15 protein-coding genes are annotated in these 18,731 nt (G+C 61.9%); 1 reads left to right on the top strand and 14 read right to left on the bottom strand.

What is annotated here, in order from left to right:
* Nucleotides 1–10: 10 nt before the first annotated feature.
* The 3 genes from VL598_RS01060 to VL598_RS01050 form a co-directional block, all read right to left on the bottom strand.
* Nucleotides 11–2,245: an ATP-dependent DNA helicase gene (locus VL598_RS01060; protein ID WP_325324857.1), complete on the bottom strand. Its 2,235-nt coding sequence runs from the start codon at nucleotides 2,243–2,245 to the stop codon at nucleotides 11–13.
* A gap of 142 nt (nucleotides 2,246–2,387) precedes the next feature.
* Nucleotides 2,388–2,603: a DUF465 domain-containing protein gene (locus VL598_RS01055; RefSeq protein WP_325324840.1), complete on the bottom strand. Its 216-nt coding sequence runs from the start codon at nucleotides 2,601–2,603 to the stop codon at nucleotides 2,388–2,390.
* An 83-nt stretch (nucleotides 2,604–2,686) separates the two neighbouring features.
* A complete protein-coding gene (locus tag VL598_RS01050) occupies nucleotides 2,687–3,514 on the bottom strand; it encodes a colicin transporter (protein WP_325324839.1) in 828 nt (275 codons plus the stop codon).
* Nucleotides 3,515–3,657: 143 nt separating this feature from the next.
* Here VL598_RS01050 and VL598_RS01045 point away from each other — a divergent pair, with 143 nt between their 5' ends.
* Nucleotides 3,658–5,988: a Tex family protein gene (locus VL598_RS01045; RefSeq protein WP_325324838.1), complete on the top strand. Its 2,331-nt coding sequence runs from the start codon at nucleotides 3,658–3,660 to the stop codon at nucleotides 5,986–5,988.
* Nucleotides 5,989–6,227: 239 nt separating this feature from the next.
* Here the strand turns inward: VL598_RS01045 and VL598_RS01040 are convergent, their stop codons facing one another.
* The 11 genes from VL598_RS01040 to bamB form a co-directional block, all read right to left on the bottom strand.
* Nucleotides 6,228–8,120: a potassium transporter Kup gene (locus tag VL598_RS01040; protein ID WP_325324837.1), complete on the bottom strand. Its 1,893-nt coding sequence runs from the start codon at nucleotides 8,118–8,120 to the stop codon at nucleotides 6,228–6,230.
* A gap of 127 nt (nucleotides 8,121–8,247) precedes the next feature.
* The gene (locus tag VL598_RS01035; RefSeq protein WP_325324836.1) at nucleotides 8,248–8,817 is read right to left on the bottom strand and encodes a phosphoribosyltransferase; all 570 of its coding nucleotides are present in this window, start codon (nucleotides 8,815–8,817) and stop codon (nucleotides 8,248–8,250) included.
* 21 nt (nucleotides 8,818–8,838) lie between these two features.
* Nucleotides 8,839–10,185 (bottom strand): adenylosuccinate synthase, encoded by a 1,347-nt coding sequence (locus VL598_RS01030; RefSeq protein WP_325324835.1) that lies wholly within the window; start codon nucleotides 10,183–10,185, stop codon nucleotides 8,839–8,841.
* A gap of 143 nt (nucleotides 10,186–10,328) precedes the next feature.
* Complete coding sequence (locus VL598_RS01025; RefSeq protein ID WP_325324834.1) at nucleotides 10,329–11,480, bottom strand: ATP phosphoribosyltransferase regulatory subunit; 1,152 nt, start codon at nucleotides 11,478–11,480, stop codon at nucleotides 10,329–10,331.
* A 146-nt stretch (nucleotides 11,481–11,626) separates the two neighbouring features.
* Nucleotides 11,627–11,818, bottom strand: a complete 192-nt coding sequence (locus VL598_RS01020) for a DUF2065 domain-containing protein (protein ID WP_325324833.1) — start codon at nucleotides 11,816–11,818, stop codon at nucleotides 11,627–11,629.
* Nucleotides 11,819–11,891: 73 nt separating this feature from the next.
* The gene (locus tag VL598_RS01015) at nucleotides 11,892–12,794 is read right to left on the bottom strand and encodes a protease modulator HflC (protein ID WP_325324832.1); all 903 of its coding nucleotides are present in this window, start codon (nucleotides 12,792–12,794) and stop codon (nucleotides 11,892–11,894) included.
* A 12-nt stretch (nucleotides 12,795–12,806) separates the two neighbouring features.
* Nucleotides 12,807–14,141 (bottom strand): FtsH protease activity modulator HflK, encoded by a 1,335-nt coding sequence (gene hflK, locus VL598_RS01010; protein ID WP_325324831.1) that lies wholly within the window; start codon nucleotides 14,139–14,141, stop codon nucleotides 12,807–12,809.
* A gap of 29 nt (nucleotides 14,142–14,170) precedes the next feature.
* Entirely contained in the window at nucleotides 14,171–15,385 is a 1,215-nt protein-coding gene (gene hflX / locus VL598_RS01005; RefSeq protein WP_325324830.1) for a GTPase HflX, read from the bottom strand.
* Nucleotides 15,386–15,447: 62 nt separating this feature from the next.
* Nucleotides 15,448–15,684: an RNA chaperone Hfq gene (gene hfq / locus VL598_RS01000; protein ID WP_035930711.1), complete on the bottom strand. Its 237-nt coding sequence runs from the start codon at nucleotides 15,682–15,684 to the stop codon at nucleotides 15,448–15,450.
* 153 nt (nucleotides 15,685–15,837) lie between these two features.
* A complete protein-coding gene (gene der, locus VL598_RS00995; RefSeq protein WP_325324829.1) occupies nucleotides 15,838–17,175 on the bottom strand; it encodes a ribosome biogenesis GTPase Der in 1,338 nt (445 codons plus the stop codon).
* 347 nt (nucleotides 17,176–17,522) lie between these two features.
* The gene (bamB, locus tag VL598_RS00990) at nucleotides 17,523–18,668 is read right to left on the bottom strand and encodes an outer membrane protein assembly factor BamB (protein ID WP_325324828.1); all 1,146 of its coding nucleotides are present in this window, start codon (nucleotides 18,666–18,668) and stop codon (nucleotides 17,523–17,525) included.
* Between the last annotated feature and the right edge of the window lie 63 nt (nucleotides 18,669–18,731).

Raw genomic sequence — 18,731 nt, 5'->3', positions numbered from 1 at the left:
GGGCGCCCACTTAGCGCTCGATCGCTTGCTGCGATCCTTCGTCGACCTCATCGGCCGACTCTGTTCCCGACTCTGTTCTTTTGGCAAAGAACTCCCGCACCATCTCGATCTCGCGCGTGCGCTTGAATGGCGGCAAGCTCTGCCAGATGCGTCGCCCGTAGGGCTTATCGACCAAGCGCGTATCGCAAATCATCAGCACGCCCCGATCGGTCTCCGCGCGAATCAGCCGTCCGGCGCCCTGCTTGAGCGTAATCACTGCCTGCGGCAGTTGATGCACAGCAAACGGGCTCAACCCCTTCTTTGCAAGCACATCGAGACGAGCCGCCAGTACGGGATCGTCGGGCGGCGCAAACGGCAGTTTGTCGATAACGACGAGCGAGAGCGCATCCCCACGCACGTCGACACCCTCCCAAAAGCTCTGGCTGCCCACGAGAATCGCATTGCCGTATGCCCGGAAACGATCGAGCAACTCTGTTCGACTCGCATCGCCTTGCGTGAGGAGCGGCGTATCCCACCCGCGCGCTTCGATCACGGCCCGCAGCTTTGTTGCAATGCGCTCGACAGCGCGCAATGTGGTACACAGCACAAAAACGCCCCCGCTAGCAGCTTCGATCGCGGGCAATGCGGCGTCGAACACGGCGTCCGTAAACGCCGGCGAAGACGGCTGTGGCACGTTGCGCGGGACGTAAAGCAACCCCTGTTCGCCGTAGTCGAAGGGGCTCGGCAACGTCATCGATCGTCGCGCGTTCAGGCCCATTTGCGCGGCGTAATGAGTGAAGTCGCCGCGCACCGAAAGCGTCGCCGAAGTAAAGACCCAAGCGCGCGGCACACCAGCACGCTGCTTGGCAAAAATGGGAGCGACCGACAGCGGCGTTTCATGCAACTGAACCGTGTGCGCGAACACTTCCACCCAGAGAATGTGATCGTCTGGCTCGCCCTGTTCTGTCGTCTCAGCACTTCCCTTCGACGGCGCTGAAGGCCGTTCGCTCGCCTCTGCGGCCTGCTCGGGCGCCGACGCAGCCCCCGGCAACTCCGTCCACCGCGCAAGTTGATCCTGCAGTTCGCGTGCTCGCCGCAGGCATGCGCCCAGCGACTCCGCCCGCTCAGCCTGGCTCGCGAGCGCGCCTGCGAGCGCGTCGAGCGCGACCTCCACGGCGTCGAGCGCATGGAAGAGCGCATGGTCGCCGGGGAGTTGCGCAGCGGACACGCGCAACGAATCCTCTTTGAAGGCGAGCCTCACATCGCGTGCCGTGCGCTCAAGCGCGGCGCCAAGCTTGACCCATTCCGCCGCGTCGCGCGCATTTCCCAGCCCTTCCGCGACTGTGTCGCGCGCGAGCTCAAGCAACTGAGTGGTTGATAGCGTCTCACCGAAAAAGAGCGTCGCCGTCTCCGGCAGCTGATGTGCCTCGTCGAAGATGATCGTGTTCGCCGTCGGCAACAATTCCGCCATGCCCGTATCACGCAACATGATGTCGGCGAAAAACAGGTGGTGATTGACGACGACGATATCGGCCTGCTGCGCCTCCCGGCGAGCTTGCATGACGAAGCAGTCTTTATAGTGAGGGCACTCCTGGCCCAGACAGTTTTCGCGCGTCGAGGTCACCATCGACCAAACCGGCGAGGTTTCGGGCACGCTGGCAAGCTCTGCCTTGTCGCCCGTGCGCGTCATCTTCGCGAAACGGACAATCTCCTGGAGATGAGACGCATCCTGCCGCGAAGGCAGACGACCACTGTCCGCTGTGCGCTGCAAATAGTAATGGCAGAGATAATTCGCTCGCCCTTTGAGCATGGCCACGCTCACGGGCACGGCCAACGCATCGCGAACCGTCGGAACGTCGCGCTGGAAAAGCTGGTCCTGGAGGTGCTTCGTGCCGGTCGACACGATGACCTTGCCGCCCCACAGCATAGCCGGCACCAGATACGCATAGGTCTTGCCCGTACCCGTACCGGCCTCGACGATCAGCGTGTTCTCGCCTGCAGCGACTTCCGTCTGTACGGGCTCACCGGTCTCGGCATCGATCGTGGTAGAAGGTTCATCGACCGTGCGCAGACGCCTCGCGGGGCGTCGCTGCGCATCGAACATCGCAGGCTCCGGCATGGCCCGGCCCGAGGCCTCCATCGTCGCTGCCACTGCGCGCGCCATCTCGATTTGCGATGCCCGTGGCCGGTAGCCGTCGATTGCGCGCGCAAGCAAGCCATCGCCCGCAAAGATGGCGTCGAGCTCGGCCGTATGTTTGCCGCTCAGCGTGAATACCGAGCGCGCTTGCCGCGCGTCGACGCGCGGCTCCTTCGAAGTAGAGTCCTGCAATGCGTTCAAGGCGAGCGCTTCCCTGCTAAGCCCGGCGCCAAGCCGCCCCGCCAGCGCCTGGTCAGTGGGCACCTCGTCCTCATGCTTGCTTGTCCGGTTCGAGCTGCAATTGCAGCAAGATGATGTTGTCCTTGACCTTGAGCTTGCGCTTTTTCAAGCGACTCAGCTCCAGATCGCTGATATCCGAGGAGGCCGACAGTTTGTCGATCGTGCGATCGAGTTCGTTATGCTCCGACTCCAACTGCGTGATGCGGTCGCGCACAACGTCCGGGCGTATCGCGTGATGGTCGCGCATGCTCGCCTCCTCGTTCGATCGGCGCCGCACCGCCTGAGCGGCGGCTAGCGCCTCGGGGGGACCCCCAAACAAAACGGGTCCGGTCAGTCGCTGTCCTTCTGCTCCTGTAGCAACTCTTTTTGCTGCTCCTGCTGCTGCAACTGCTCTTGCTGCTGTTGTTGCGCTTTTTGTGCCGCCTGTTTTTGACGCGCCTCGACGTCCGCTTTGTGTTGAGCCGCGTCGGCCTGCTTTTGGGTAAAGTGCTGAGCACGTTGCGCGCGCTCCAGCGCATCCTGAGCCGCTTGCTGCCGCGCTTGGTCGAGCTTGCGCTGATAATCAGACTGCTTGCTGTTATACGCGGACTGATTTGCCGCGCGCTGGGGCGCATCGGCATTACGCTGGGCGGCAGCGAGCTCATGCTGGCGCTGCTTTTCTTCGTAAGCCCCGGCATTGCGCGCGTCGGTCGCGGCTTGTTGCGGCGCATCAGCCTGTCTTTGCGCCGCGGCAAGCGCCTCCCGCTGATCGCGCTGCTGCGCGTGCACCTCCCGCCGCTCTTTGTCGAGTTGTAGCTGATCGGTGTGGATTTTCGCTTGCACCGCACGCATCTTGTCTCGTGCGCGGTCGAGACAGGCGTTAACGAAAAACCGGTCGTAGCAGTTGTGCTGGGCGACTTCGTACTCGTACTGGTTTTTCGTCCCCAGCACATCGAGCACCTTTTGACGCGCATCGAAATCCGGCGTCGCCGCACTGCCCACTTGCCCAGCGTCGGCACGCTTACCCGCAGGCGCCGAGGCGGCTGCCTCAGCCCCGGCCGGCAAGCTCTGCGCCGAGGCACATAGCGGCCCGGCTGCAAGTGCGGTGCCGAGCATGGCGGCTAGCAGAAGGATGGAAGAGCGCAAGGTTGGCAACGTTGTCGAGGGGCATCGGAACATAGGCCAAATTCTAACACCCGGGCCAAAGCGGCCGGCTATTTATGGCAAAATGCGCCGCTCCAGCAACCCGGCCTCGCGCCCGTGCCGAAGAGCCGCCGGCCCCAGCACCTTGCGAAGCCCTGCAGTCGGACGCCATTTCTTCCATGACGGACACCGTAGCACTCAAGATCGTACAGCGCATCGCCACCGAATTGACTGTACAGCCGCGTCAGGTCGCGGCAGCCGTGCAACTCCTCGACGAAGGCGCGACTGTCCCATTCATCGCGCGCTACCGCAAAGAAGTCACCGACAACCTCGACGACACGCAATTGCGTCACCTCGAAGAGCGCCTGCTCTATCTGCGCGAAATGGAAGAGCGGCGAGCGACAATCCTGGCGAGTATCGAGGAACAAGGCAAGCTCACCGACGAACTGCATACCGCAATCGTTGCGGCCGACAGCAAGCAGGCACTCGAAGACCTCTACCTGCCATATAAACCGAAGCGCCGCACCCGCGCCCAGATTGCGCGCGAAGCGGGCCTCGAACCGCTCGCACAGGCACTGCTCGCCGATCCCTTGCTTGATCCGCAAACGGAAGCGGCCCGCTACGTCAATGCCGAAAAGGGCGTGGCCGACGTCAAAGCCGCGCTGGATGGTGCACGCGATATCCTGTCCGAGCAATTCGGAGAAACAGCCGAATTGCTGGGCAAGCTCCGCGAGTATCTGTATGAGCGTGGCGTCGTCGCCTCGACCGTCGTTGAAGGCAAAGAAAGCGAGGAAGGCGAAAAATTCCGCGATTACTACGAGTACTCGGAAACGGTCAAAACCGTTCCGTCGCATCGTGCGCTCGCGCTCTTTCGCGGTCGCAATGCGGGCGTGCTCATGATCAAGCTGGGTTTGGGCGCCGAACTCGATGCACAGGTGCCGCATCCTTGCGAAACCATGATCGCGCGCCATGTCGGTATTGCCAATCAGAACCGTCCGGCAGATAAGTGGCTGGCCGATGTTTGCCGCTGGTGCTGGCGAGTCAAAGTGCAGCCGCATATTGAGAACGAGCTGCTCACGCAGTTGCGCGAGAGCGCCGAGCAGGAGGCGATTCGCGTTTTCGCCCGTAACCTGAAGGATTTGCTGCTCGCGGCACCCGCGGGCCCCAAGGCAGTCATTGGCCTCGATCCCGGGCTGCGCACGGGCGTCAAGGTCGCCATCGTCGATCGTACCGGGAAGGTGCTCGCCACCGATACGATTTACCCGCACGAGCCACGCCGTGACTGGGACGGTTCGATCGCCAAGCTCGCACGGCTCGCCCAAGCGACCCAGGCCGAACTGATCAGCATCGGCAACGGCACGGCCTCGCGCGAGACGGATAAGCTTGCTGCCGATCTCATGGCACGCCATCCTGAACTCAAGCTGCAAAAGATCGTCGTGTCGGAAGCCGGCGCCTCGGTGTACTCCGCCTCGGAGCTCGCGGCGAAGGAATTCCCCGAGCTCGACGTCTCGTTGCGCGGCGCCGTCTCGATCGCGCGCAGGCTGCAAGACCCGCTCGCCGAACTCGTCAAGATTGAGCCGAAAGCCATCGGCGTGGGCCAATATCAACACGACGTCAACCAGCGCGAGCTCGCACGGGCGCTCGATGCGGTCGTCGAGGACTGCGTGAACGCCGTCGGCGTGGACGCCAATACGGCATCCGTCGCGTTGCTTGCCCGAGTCTCGGGATTGAATGCCACGCTTGCGCGCAACATCGTCGAATACCGTGACGCGAACGGTCCGTTCCCCTCGCGCGACCACTTGCGCAAAGTGCCTCGCCTTGGCGACAAGACGTTCGAGCAGGCGGCCGGTTTCTTGCGCATCAACGTCGGCGACAATCCGCTCGACCGTTCATCCGTCCACCCGGAAGCCTACCCGGTTGTCGAGCGGATTCTGGCCAAGATTCGCAAGGGCATCAGCGAGGTTTTGGGTCAACGCGAAGCGTTGGCAGGCTTGTCGCCGACCGAATTCGTCGACGAACGCTTCGGCTTGCCCACCGTGCGCGACATTCTCTCAGAGCTTGAAAAACCCGGTCGAGATCCGCGTCCCGAATTCAAGACGGCGACGTTCCGGGAGGGGGTCGAGAAAATCTCGGATCTCACGCCCGGCATGATGCTCGAGGGCGTCGTCACGAACGTGGCCGCATTCGGCGCATTTGTCGACATTGGAGTGCACCAGGACGGCTTGGTGCACGTGTCGGCCATGTCGACGAAGTTCATCAAAGACCCACACGAGGTCGTCAAAGCCGGGCAAGTGGTCAAAGTCAAGGTGCTTGAAGTCGATGTCAAGCGTCAGCGCATCGCCTTGACGATGCGGCTATCCGACGATGCGGCAGCAACGCCCAAAGCGGGCCCTCAAACGAACGACCGCGCAACTGGTCGCCAGGGCGGCGGCATGCGCACCCAGCGGACGCGCGAAGCCGAGCCTGCCAATGCAATGGCTGCCGCCTTTGCGAAGCTTAAGCAACGCTAAGCGATTGCGATAAGGATGCGGCGCGGCGTAGGTCCTCGCGCCCACCCGTGAGTTGAGGTGAAGTGACGAGAGCCCGTGATCGCGACCACGGGCTCTTTTTTTACGTGCCTGTGAGCCTGTTCTTACGCTGAATAGCGCTGCGACTTTATCGCAACGACCTCGGGCATCGCCTTAAGGTCTTGGTCACTAGAGCAGCGCGCGAAAGCGGTTGTGTGCTTCACGCGCCGCATCGAGTCCACTTAGATTTCGATCTTGGTCCCGAGCTCGACCACGCGGTTCGCGGGAATACGGAAGAAATCAGTCGGCTTGGCAGCGTTCTGATGCATCCACGCAAACACCCGCTCACGCAGGAACGACATGCCCGGCAACTCTGTCGGCACGACGGTTTCGCGAGCGAGGAAAAACGACGTATCCATCAAGTCGAAGGCCATGCCGTAACTGCGGCTGATTTCCGACAATACGGCCTTCACATCGGGCGTCTCGTTGAAACCGTAAGCCGCTTTGACGATATAGAGGCCACCGCCTACGTCCTTGATTTGAACGCGCTCTTCGTCGTTGACATACGGGATGTCGCGGGTCACGAACGTCATGAAAACCGTTCGCTCGTGCAAGACCTTGTTGTGCTTGAGATTATGCAAAAGACTTACCGGCACGAGGGTGTCGCTGCCAGTGAGGTAAATGGCGGTGCCGGAAACCCGATGCGGCGGGTGCGCGAGCAATCCCTGCAAGAACGGCGCGAGCGGAATGCCGTCCGCCGCCGTGCGCTCCATGACGAGCAACCGGCCTTTGTACCAAGTCATCAACAGGAAAAAGAGCATCACGCCGAGGCCAAGCGGCAGCCAGCCGCCTTCTGCCACCTTGAGCAAATTGGCACCGAAAAACCCCAGGTCGACTAGCATGAACGCGCCGATCACGAGCGCGACGAGCATCTTGTTCCAATTCCAGACCTTGACCATCACGACACAGGCGAGCACGGTGGTGATCACCATCGTCGTTGTCACGGCAATACCGTACGCCGCGGCAAGGTTGTCCGAACTCTTGAAGCCGATCACGATCAGCAAGATAACGAAGAGTAGCAACCAGTTCACCATGGGTACGTAGATCTGACCAATCGCGAGATCCGACGTATGGAGGATCTTCATCCTCGGCACATAGCCGAGCTGGATGGCCTGGCTCGTCAGCGAATAGGTACCCGAAATCACCGCTTGGGAAGCGATGACAGTGGCAACCGTGGAGAGCACCACCAGCGGCAGCAGCGCCCAATCAGGTGCCAGCAGGAAGAACGGATTCGCAAGCGCCGTCTTGTCCTGCATCAAGAGCGCACCCTGCCCGAAATAATTGAGCACGAGCGCAGGCATCACGAGGCAATACCACGCCATGCGAATCGGCTTCGCACCGAAGTGGCCCATATCGGCATAAAGTGCCTCGGCGCCTGTCAGCACCAGAAACACGGAGCCGAGCACGACATAGGCCTGCAGCAAGTGCCGCGACATGAAACTCGCGGCGTAATAAGGATTGAGCGCAGCCATGATGCCGGGCACGCGCACGATATGGACAACGCCGAGGACGGCGAGCGTGGCGAACCAGACGAGCATGATCGGCCCGAAGAGCCTGCCGACGAGCGCCGTACCGTGGCGCTGGATCCAGAACAGCGCAACCAGAATCACCATGGTAATCGGCACGACCAGATGCGACAGCTGCGGTGTTGCAACCTCGAGACCCTCGACGGCCGACATGACAGAGATAGCGGGCGTAATGACCGCGTCGCCGTAGAACATGCATGCGCCGAAAATGCCGAGCATCATCAAGACGGCCGATAGATGCCGCCTCGTCGAGAACGGGCGCAGCGAAAGCGCCATGAGTGCCAGCACGCCGCCCTCGCCGTTGTTGTCCGCTCGCATCACGAACAGGACATATTTGATCGAAACGACGACGACGATCGCCCAGAAGAGCAGCGACAACACACCGAGAATGGAACCTTCGGTAAGCGGAATGCCGTGGGACGCGCTGAATGCCTCCTTCAGCGCATACAGCGGACTGGTACCGATATCACCGAACACGACGCCGATCGCAGCGAGCGCGACGGCCGGCAGTGACTGCTGGTGGTGGTTCCCGTTGCCGTTTTTTGTCATAAACGCGAGAAATGTATGGCCGATTGGCCGGGAGCGAGCGCTATTCTAGCTGCGCTCGGCGGCACGGCACCTCTGAAAAATAGCAGAATCGGACAATGCCGCTGGTACACGGCAGTGTCCATACAAGTTATGTGCCGCAGGCCGGATCTTGACGCGCTCCGCGCTTGATCCACGCGCCGAGGTTGTGCGGACGCACGGTATCCCACTCTTCGAACGGCTGGTGGATCCACGGGTTCGTCGGCAAATGCTGGACGAAATAATCCGGCTTGACCACCGATGCGGCCTTGTACCACAAGACGGCCGAGCGCACTGCCGTAACGGCAGGGTAATGCCCCGATAGATGCGCCTCTACACGCGCAAGCGTGACACCGGAATCGACGAGATCGTCGACGAGCAGCACATTGCCCGACAGCTCGCCGCGCGTCATGGTGACGAACCGAGCGATATCGAGATCACCCTGCACCCTGCCCGCCGCCTCACGGTAAGAGCTCGTTGCGAGAATGGCAAGCGGTAGGTCGAAGATGCGCGAAAGCTGATCACCGACCCGCAGTCCGCCACGCGCGAGACAGAGGATGGTCTCGAACTGCCAACCGGAATCGTGCACGGCGAGCGCCAAAAGCTCGATGAGGCGATGATACTCGTCCCAACTAACCCACAAGTTTTTGTCGTCGTTGCGCGGATCCGCCATGACCAACATCCTCGCGCTCGCCGCCATCGTTCAGACCTTGAATGGATGGCGCAAGAGGATTGTCTCGTCGCGATCAGGCCCAGTCGACACCATATCGATCGGAACGCCCGCGACTTCCTGCACGCGCGAGAGGTAAGCCTGTGCACTCGCCGGCAGCTTATTCCACTGCGTAATGCCAACCGTGCTTTCCTTCCAGCCGCCGAACGTCTCATAAATCGGCTCGCAGCGCGTCACTTCCGCTGCACCGCGCGGCAACATATCGACCTCCTTACCATCGATCTTGTAGCCGACGCACAGTTTCACCTCGTCGAGCCCGTCAAGGACGTCGAGCTTCGTCAGGCAAAGACCGGACACGCCGTTGATCTGGATCGAACGGCGCAGCGCGGCCGCATCCAACCAACCCGTGCGGCGGGGCCGGCCCGTCACGGAACCGAATTCCTTACCGACGTTGGCGAGCGTAATGCCGACCGCCTCCTGCCGCTCCGGATTCTCGGCGTCATAAAGCTCGCTCGGGAACGGGCCCGCGCCGACGCGCGTGCAATACGCTTTGGTGATACCGAGAATGTAATGAAGCTTTTGCGGGCCGACACCCGCGCCGGCCGTCGCGGCACCCGCCACGCAGTTGCTGGACGTGACGAACGGATACGTGCCGTGGTCGATATCGAGAAGCGTGCCCTGCGCGCCTTCGAACAGCAGATTACGACCAGCCGCGTTGTCCTCGTAGAGCCGGCGCGATACATCCGTGACGAGAGGCGCCAAGCGCTCAGCGTACCCGAGCATCGCCTGCAGCGTCTCGTCGAAATCGACGGCTGCCGCACCGAGATAGTTCGTCAGCACGAAATTGTGGAAGTCGAGATTTTCGCGCAGACGCTCCGCAAACTCAGCGGGTGCGAAAAGATCCTGTACGCGCAACGCACGTCGGCCGACCTTGTCCTCGTAGGCAGGGCCGATGCCACGCCCTGTCGTGCCGATCTTGCCCGCGCCCCGCCGCGCCTCACGCGCCTGATCGATGGCGACGTGGTACGGCAGGATCAGTGTGGCGGCTTCGGAAATGAAAAGGCGACTGCGCACGTCGAGGCCTGCGCTTTCAAGCTCCTCGATCTCCTTGAAGAGCGCCTGCGGCGACAGCACGACGCCATTGCCGATGTAGCAGGCCACGTCCGCCCGCATGATGCCCGAGGGAATCAGCCGCAAGATGGTTTTCTTGCCGCCGATGATGAGAGTGTGGCCGGCGTTATGACCGCCCTGGAACCGCACGACGCCTTGCGCGTGGTCGGTCAGCCAGTCGACCACTTTGCCCTTGCCCTCATCACCCCATTGAGTCCCGACTACGACGACATTACGTCCCGGGGCCACGTTCACTGCACTGGCAGACATGTTGTTTCGTTAGCTGGTTAAAAACGTATTCTACCCATGTTCGTCGAAGCTTCCGAGATTTTTCCTTTGTGCTTCAACGGCATGGACCACGCGCATGCCGAAACGCCTTCACGTCCGGCACGCATCGAAGCGCGGCTCTTGCGCTACGGCCGCGGCTCGACCACCCAGGCGCCGTCACGCTCGACGAGCACCCGATCGCAAGCAAATTCGTCAAGATCGTGGTCGTGTCCCGGCAACGCCTGGATGACGATCTCCCCCGCATCGCGTAGCGCCGCGACGCTCGCGCGCAGCGCATCGTCGTGCTGCCAAGGGGCAAGAATCGCACTGCTGCGGGCTTCCATCGGTGAGATCCGCGCGACTTCGCGCAGATCCAGCGAAAACCCCGTCGCCGCCCGTGCGCGGCCGTAAGCCTGGCCGACTTCGTCATAACGGCCGCCACGTGCGACAGCGTTCGGCACGCCATCCACGTACGCCGAGAACATGACGCCGCTGTGATACGCGTAACCGCGCAAATCGGCGAGGTCTACGGCCACCTCGGCACCGTCCACCTGCTTGGCGAGGAACGCAAGATCGTCCAGCGCCCGCTCGATCTCTGGCCACGCAGGCAAGCGGCGACGTGCCTCGTCGAGCACCGACGCATCGCCATAGAGTGTCGGCAGCGCGCGCAGCGCGTCGCCCACAGGCTGGGACAAGTCGGAAGTCAGCTCGGCAAGGCGCGCTACGTCCTTGCCGGCCAGTGCTTCGTAAAGCGATTCGCCAATTGCCGCTGCGGCAGGCTCCCGCGCGAAAAGCGCCGACAGCACGCCCGCATGACAAAGATCCAGGCGCACAGCGTCGAGCCCAGCAAGACGCAACACATCGAGCATCAGTTGCTGAATCTCGAGGTCCGCCTCGAGGCCCGCGTGGCCGTAGATTTCCGCGCCGATTTGGATCTGCTCGCGCGTGGCGTGCAAACCGCGCGGACGCGTATGCAGCACGTTGCCCGCATAGCAAAGCCGCGTCACGCCCTGCCGGTTAAGCAGGTGTGCGTCGATGCGGGCGACCTGTGGCGTTGTGTCGGCACGCAGGCCGAGCGTCCGGCCTGAGAGCTGATCCACGAGCTTGAACGTGCGCAAACTGAGATCGCTACCGCCGCTCGTCAACAGCGATTCCAGGTATTCGAGGAGCGGCGGCATCACCATCTCATAGCCGTACGCCCGAAATCGATCGAGTAGCGTGCGGCGCAACTCCTCGATCTTGCGCGCCTCAGACGGCAGCACGTCGGCAATATTCTCGGGAAGCAGCCAAGTCGACATCGATAGGTCCTACGAGATCAAACAATCTGAACAAAGGGCGGCGCGCGTCAGCGCCGCCGTTAAAAATGCGCTCGCGGGCGAGCGGCTTGCACCGTCGGCCCGGCGTTTGCCCCGGCGTTCGGTTAAGCAGCGTTTTTCCGGGATTACTACGTCGCGGCAAAAAGCAGCAAAAGGCCCAGCACCATGACGATGAGCCCCCCGATGCGGATGTGGTGGGGCGGGCGCGTTGCAATTCTACGAAGCGTCTCGCTCCATGCGGTAGGAAACACGAATGGAAGCATGCCCTCGATGATGAGCATCAACGCGAATGCGAGCAGTAGCGTGCCGGCCAGGTTCATTCAATTGAGCCGCCGGCGTTGCCTGCGGCGTGTCCCTTCCTTGTCTGCGAGTGGCGTGTAGTAGGCCACGCCTTCAATGTTTGCGCTGCGCCGCGCCTGGCGCGGACACCGCACCGCCATCGGGGCTGCGCATAAAGCGAAAGAAGTCACTGTCAGGGTCGACGACGATCACATCGCCCGGTTTGAAGACCGCACGGTACGCCTGCAAGCTCTGATAGAACTGGTAAAAGCTCGGGTCGCGGCTAAACGCATTGGCTGCGATCTCCGCGGCTTTCGCATCGCCTTGCCCCTTCAACGCCTGTGCCTTCTGGTAGCCGTCCGCGACGATGGCCTCGCGCTGCCGCTGGGCAGCGGCCTTGATCGCATCGGCCTCGGCCGCGCCCTCGGCGCGCACAGCACTCGCCTCCTGCGCCTTCGCCGCCGCCATACGCTTATACACAGCCTCGGCTGCGCTCGCCGGGATATCGACCCGCACAAGCTGCACATCGACGACATCGACACCCAGCGCCGCAGCCGAGCCGCTCATCGCTTCACGTGTGCCGGCCGCAATATCCGCCTGATGCGCCAGCGCGTCGCTCAACGTGCGTTTTTCAATCGCGTCGCCAAGCGCGTCGTGCGTGAAGGCCGTAAGGCGGTCTGCGAGCGACTGCTTATTCCCATCCGTCTTGTCGAACAGCTTGAGCGGATCGACGATGCGGTACTTCACGAGCGGACTGACAAGCAACTCGGCCCTGTCGGACGTTTGATAGCGGTCATCATTGGCCGCTTCAAGCGTTTGAATGCGCGTATCCACCCTCAAGGCCGACTGCAAGGGCGCAGGCAGTTTGAAATGCAGCCCGGGGCCCACTACAGCGGGACTTTCGCCGCCGCGAGAATAGACGACCGCCATATGACGTTGATCGACGACGACGAGGGTCGACGATCCCACGAACATCAGGATGACGACCAAGACAATGAGCGCAACGATACGATTCATGATGTGCGCCTCTTATTGTTGGAGTTCGTCTTCGCGCGAGCGGCTGCGCAACGTGTCACGCGAGCGCAGCGAATCGTCCGGGGCGGCCGTCTGGCTGGCCGCGCTGGGTGCTGCAGGCACAGCGGCCGCCGGGGCCGATGCGCCACCCACCGACGATGCGGCGCTTTCGTCCGCGGGCTTGCGGGTGGCCTCGATGATCTTGTCGATCGGCAGGTTTACGATGTTGGTGCCGCCCTTACCGCCAACAAAAATTTTGGTCGTATTGGCGTAGATGTCACGCATCGTTTCAAGATACATCCGCTCGCGCACAACGGCTGGCGCCTTCGCGTATTGCGCGTAGACCTGATTGAAACGATCGGCATCGCCCTGTGCCCGCGCAACGACCCGATCCGCATACGCTTTGGCATCGTCGATCACGCGAGAAGCATCAGCCTGCGCACGAGGCAGCAATTCGTTCGCGTAAGCCTGGGCCTCGCGCTTGGCGCGCGCTCGATCCTCGCTCGCACGCACTGCGTCGCTGAACGCTGCCTGAACTTGCTGGGGCGGCTCCACGCTTTGGACCGTGACGCCGACAACCGAGAGCCCAGTCCGATAACGGTCGAGGGATTGCTGGATCGCTGCGGCGAGCTGAAGACCAAGCGCGTCATGATCGCGACCAAGCAGATCGTCGGTGCGACGCGCACCGGCAATCTCACGCACCGCCGCTTGCGCCGCCTGGACGACGCTGCGGTCGGGCTCCGCGGCATAAAAAAGGTAATCGGACGGTGACTTCACCTGATAGCGAACGGCAAACCGCACATCGACGATATCGCCGTCTTGCGTCAACACCGACGCACTGTTGGCGTTGGCATCGGTCGCGGTACTGCTGCGCCCAATCTCAATCGAGCGGATATCTGAGACGTTGACGATCTCAGCGGTCTCAAACGGATACGGCGAGCGAAAATGGATGCCGGGGCCAACCGTGCGACGATATTGGCCGAACTGCAGCACGACGCCCGTTTGCCCTTCCTGAACGATAAAGATACCGCTGCCCAGATAGATGGCGACCAGCACGCCAATGATGATGCCCACGCCCACGCGAGCCGCCCGCCCGTTATCCGGGCGCCGCTCGCCGGGCCCAGATCCCTGGCGCCGAAAAGAAAAGATCCGCGACAGGCGACGGTTGAAATCGCGCCACATCTCGTCAAGGTCAGGAGGCCCTTCCCCCTTGCCGGGCCGGCGATTAGGGTCGTTCGGCCGCTGAGCGCTACCGCTACCCTTTTCGTCGCTGCGCCCCCAACGAGGATCATTGATCGAAAGGATGGCGCGCGCACGCGTCAAGAAGCTCCGCTCGTTACGTTCGTTCACCTTGTTCGTTCACTCGAGTTGGGAGAGCGTCAATGGAGATTGGAGCGTGGCGCCGACCTCTCGCCATCGATCCGCTCGGCATCGGCGTCTTCGCGGAAAAGCTCCGCAGGCTGTATGTCTGGCAGTGCCCGCCCGTTATCGGGAAGGTGTTCGGAAGTGGCGATCTCGGCGATGGCTGCGCGCAATGAATCTAGCCCCTGCCCCGTGCGCGCGCTCAAAAAGACGCGCGAAATATTACCATATTCGTCACGCTCGACCGCCTCTTTGCGCGCCGCAAGTTCAGGCACTGCGTCGACTTTGTTGAACACCAGAACCTGGCGCACCGTGTCGGCCCCGATTTCATGAAGCACCTCGTTCACTTGATCAATTTGGTCGAGCCGAACGGCGCTCGACGCGTCGACGACGTGCAGCAGCAAATCCGCGTTAATCGTTTCCTCGAGCGTCGCGCGAAATGCGGCGACGAGTTGGTGCGGCAGCTCACGGATAAAGCCGACCGTGTCGGAGATGATCACTTGCCCTACGTCATCGCCCAGAAATACGCGGCGCGAGGTTGTATCAAGCGTAGCGAACAACTGATCGGCCGCATACGCCTGCGCCTTCGTCAATGCATTGAAAAGCGTGGACTTCCCCGCATTCGTGTAGCCGACGAGCGAGACGGACATTGCCCGATTGCGCTGGCGCTGGCGCCGCTGCGTGCCATGCTGCCGCTGAAGCTTTTCAAGCCGCCCCTTGAGCATCTTGATTCGCTCGCCGATGAGCCGACGGTCGGTTTCGATCTGTGTCTCGCCGGGGCCACGCAAGCCGATACCGCCCTTTTGCCGCTCCAGGTGAGTCCAAGCGCGCACGAGCCTCGTTGCCATGTACTGCAGCTGAGCGAGTTCGACCTGCAACTTGCCCTCATGGCTGCGCGCGCGCTGCGCGAAGATATCGAGAATCAAGCTGGTGCGATCGACCACGCGCCGATTCAGCGTACGCTCGAGATTGCGCTGTTGTGCGGGCGCAAGCGCGTGATTGAAAATGACGATTTCAATATCGTTCGCCTCACATGCGAGACGTAATTCCTCTGCCTTGCCGCTGCCTACGAACAAGGCGGCATCGGGGCTCGAACGACGCCCGGTGAGGGTCACGGCAGGATGGGCGCCCGCGCTTTGCGCGAGCAGACTGAGTTCTTCGAGGCTGGCTTCGAAGTCGATTTTTCCGAAGTCGATGCCGACGAGCGCTGCGTTGATCAAATTGGTGTGCATCAAAATGAACCGGCCGGCGTGGCGCCGGCTGATTGGGCGTCACGCCGGCCGGTTCAGTGGGTTCAGGACGTTTCTGCGTCAGGGTGGAAATTGACCGGACGCGCAGGCACCACTGTCGAGATAGCGTGCTTGTAAACCATCTGGGTAACGGTATTCCGGAGCAACACGACGTACTGGTCGAACGATTCGATGTTCCCTTGAAGCTTGATGCCGTTGACCAAATAGATCGATACCGGCACGTGCTCTTTGCGCAGTGCGTTCAGAAACGGGTCTTGTAACAGTTGCCCTTTGTTGCTCATAGCAAACTCCGTCTTATTTTGCAGGTTGGATCTGGACTGGCGACGAAGAAAAAGAAATCCGCCGCCAATCGCTACACTATAGCCGATTTTCGATCACGCACACGCCGCCTGGCCGACCGGCCTAGGACTACGCCGGGCCGTCCCGCAACGCACTCAGCTCTTGTCCGCGTACGGGTTCGCCGATGAACGAAACTCTATGCGCAATGGAGTGCCCGTGAGTGAAAAAGTTTCTCGGAAGCGGTTCTCGAGGTAACGTCTATAAGTGTCCGTCACCGCGTCCAGCGCATTGCCGTGGATCACGATGATGGGCGGGTTCTGGCCGCCTTGGTGCGCATAGCGCAGCTTCGGCCGCACAGGCCCGCGACGGCGCGGCTGCTGGAATTCGACGGCCTCGATGAGCGCGCGCGTAAGCTTGGGCGTCGGCAGCTTCGCCATGGCGGCAGCATAAGCATTGTCGACCGAACGCATCAGTGCGCCAATGCCCATTTGCTCGGTGGCCGAAATGAAGTGGAAATTGGCGAAATCGAGAAACTTGAGCTTGCGCATCATGTCGGCTTTGGTGCGCTCGCGCACGTGCTCATCGAGGCCATCCCATTTGTTGACGCCCACGACGAGCGCACGACCCTGCTCGACCACAAAGCCCGCGATGTGCGCATCCTGATCCGAGATGTCCTGGCGTGCGTCAAGCAACAGGATGACGACGTTTGCGTCGGCGATCGACTGTAACGTCTTCACCACCGAAAACTTTTCGACGGCTTCGAATACTTTGCCGCGTCGACGCAGGCCCGCCGTATCGATCAGTGTGTATTTGCGCCCTTGCCGCTCGAAATCGACGTAGATCGAGTCGCGCGTTGTGCCGGGCATGTCGAACGCGATGACACGGTCCTCGCCAATCAAGGTATTGACGAGCGTCGATTTGCCGACGTTCGGTCGGCCAACAATCGCAATCTTGACGCCGCGCGGCGCCTTTTCCTCCGGCTCTTCCTCCGCATGGCCGCCATAGGCGATTTCGAGCGCGTCGTTGATCATCTCCGTCACACCGTCGCCGTGCGCCGCGGAAATGGCGCGTGGATCACCAAGCCCCAACTCATAGAAATCAGTGGCGACCGCGGTGTACTTCATGCCTTCGGCCTTATTGACCACGAGCACGATCGGCCGTCCGGTCTTACGCAGATAGTCAGCGATCGACTTTTCCTGCGGGGCCAGGCCGTTGCGGCCGTCAACGATGAAGACGACGACATCCGACTCCTCCACCGCCTGCCGCGTCTGCCGCGCCATCTCGTGCAGAATGCCGTCCTTTGCCACCGGCTCGAAACCGCCTGTGTCGACGACGAGGTAAGGCCGATCGCCAACGCGTCCCTCACCGTAATGACGGTCGCGCGTGAGGCCTGGCAAATCGGCCACGAGCGCATCACGCGTGCGCGTGAGCCGGTTGAAGAGCGTGGATTTCCCCACATTCGGGCGCCCGACGAGGGCAATAACGGGTTTCATCTTGCTGTTGTCTAATTAAAGCCGCCGACAAGGCACCGACGCCGGCAGGCTATTCAATGCTCGGCTACATGCTTGGCTTGAGCAGTTTGCGCCCAAGCGGCCGGCGCACGGGAAAAAGGTTGGGTCTCCGCGCGCCACTATCGGTGAAGCGGGTCGCGCCGTCGATGCCACACGACAGCGCTGCGAACTGGGTCAGGCGACGCTTGACGAGCCCATTATCTAGGCGGGGGCGTGAGCACACAAGCTCGCGCCCGAGCAGTCAAGCGGACGTGAGTGCGGTGAGCGTGAGCTTGGTCGACTAGACCGGATGCAATCACGCTTGCCGCAGTTTCCACATAAAAAGCGGGTCAGCGCGGACGGAAGCCGAACAGATCGCCGCCGCTCGTCTGCACCACGAGCGTGTCTCCGGCAAGGACCGGCGCCGCCGTGATCGCGCTGCCGTCCGTCTTTACACGCGCCACAAACGAACCGTCGTCGCGCGACAGGAAGTGCACGTAGCCCTGGTAATCACCCAGCACCACCGACGGTCCAAACAGCAGCGGCACGCTCAGGCTGCGGTTCTTCAGTTTGTCGTTGCGCCACAACTGGCGACCATCGTCCGCGCCGAACGCAGTGATGACCGACCAATCGTCGGGGGCGACCACCGTCGAGTTATCTTGCGCTACGCCGCTCGTGCTCGAAAACGGCTTCTGCCAGATCGGCCTACCCGTATTCGCATCGAAGCAGCCAACCCGGCCCTGGAACGTCACCGCGCAGGTCTCGGCGCCGACAAGTGCCGGCGCACCGGTCACGTCGTTGATCCGCTCCATTTCGGTGACCCCCTTGGGAAAGGAGACGGGCGCTTGCCAGTAGTCATCTCCCGTCTTCAGGTTGATCGCTGCGAGCCCGCCGCCCGGAAAGCCAGCCAGGACGGCCGCGTCAGCTGCGAACGTCATGCCCGCCGAAACGCGCAGATTAAGCGGCTCCGCGCGATTGTGATAAACCCATTTGAGTTCGCCCGTTTCGGCGCCGAACGCGCTGATCTGACCATCGATGGTCCGTACGACAACGAGACCATTGCCGATGAGCGGCGGCGAGACGACTTCGCCTGCAACGTTCGATTTCCAAAGCAGCTTGCCGTTCGAATCGAGTACGTAGACACCGCCCCGCGTTGCGCCCACGGCCGTCAATGTACCGTCGCTGCCGACGCCCGCCGTCAAATCCGTATGCAGCCTCGTACGCCAAACGACCTTGCCTGTTTTCCCATCGATCTTGGCAACGGTACCGCCGGCACCCGCCGCGAAGACTGCGTCGCCGACTGCAATTGGCGAGAAAAGGTAACGCCCCGCCTTGCCCACATCCGCTTTCCAGATCCGTTCCACATTGATAGCCGGCTTGAACTGCGTGAGCGGCGTCGGAGTGCGGCGCTCGTCCTTCGACGAGGAGCAGGCGGTCATCGCAAGAGCGGTGATCGCGCAGGCCACGGGAACGGCAAAACGTTTCAGCAAATTCATCGTTGGGCGAAGCATCGTCAAGAGTGGGTTAAAAGGCTGCGCACGGCGCAGTCTCTCCGGCGC

This window comes from Trinickia sp. (assembly GCF_035492435.1).
GTDB lineage: Bacteria > Pseudomonadota > Gammaproteobacteria > Burkholderiales > Burkholderiaceae > Trinickia.
The sequence above is the reverse complement of the archived record's forward strand: the minus strand, read 5'-3'. Positions and strand labels throughout refer to the sequence as shown.

Coding starts and splice junctions, on each gene's coding strand:
- VL598_RS01055 (WP_325324840.1), bottom strand. CDS start 2,603: ATGCGCGACCATCACGCGATACGCCCGGACGTTGTGCGCGACCGCATC.
- VL598_RS01050 (WP_325324839.1), bottom strand. CDS start 3,514: ATGTTCCGATGCCCCTCGACAACGTTGCCAACCTTGCGCTCTTCCATC.
- VL598_RS01045 (WP_325324838.1), top strand. CDS start 3,658: ATGACGGACACCGTAGCACTCAAGATCGTACAGCGCATCGCCACCGAA.
- VL598_RS01040 (WP_325324837.1), bottom strand. CDS start 8,120: ATGACAAAAAACGGCAACGGGAACCACCACCAGCAGTCACTGCCGGCC.
- VL598_RS01035 (WP_325324836.1), bottom strand. CDS start 8,817: ATGTTGGTCATGGCGGATCCGCGCAACGACGACAAAAACTTGTGGGTT.
- VL598_RS01030 (WP_325324835.1), bottom strand. CDS start 10,185: ATGTCTGCCAGTGCAGTGAACGTGGCCCCGGGACGTAATGTCGTCGTA.
- VL598_RS01025 (WP_325324834.1), bottom strand. CDS start 11,480: ATGTCGACTTGGCTGCTTCCCGAGAATATTGCCGACGTGCTGCCGTCT.
- VL598_RS01020 (WP_325324833.1), bottom strand. CDS start 11,818: ATGAACCTGGCCGGCACGCTACTGCTCGCATTCGCGTTGATGCTCATC.
- VL598_RS01015 (WP_325324832.1), bottom strand. CDS start 12,794: ATGAATCGTATCGTTGCGCTCATTGTCTTGGTCGTCATCCTGATGTTC.
- hflX (WP_325324830.1), bottom strand. CDS start 15,385: ATGCACACCAATTTGATCAACGCAGCGCTCGTCGGCATCGACTTCGGA.
- hfq (WP_035930711.1), bottom strand. CDS start 15,684: ATGAGCAACAAAGGGCAACTGTTACAAGACCCGTTTCTGAACGCACTG.
- der (WP_325324829.1), bottom strand. CDS start 17,175: ATGAAACCCGTTATTGCCCTCGTCGGGCGCCCGAATGTGGGGAAATCC.
- bamB (WP_325324828.1), bottom strand. CDS start 18,668: ATGAATTTGCTGAAACGTTTTGCCGTTCCCGTGGCCTGCGCGATCACC.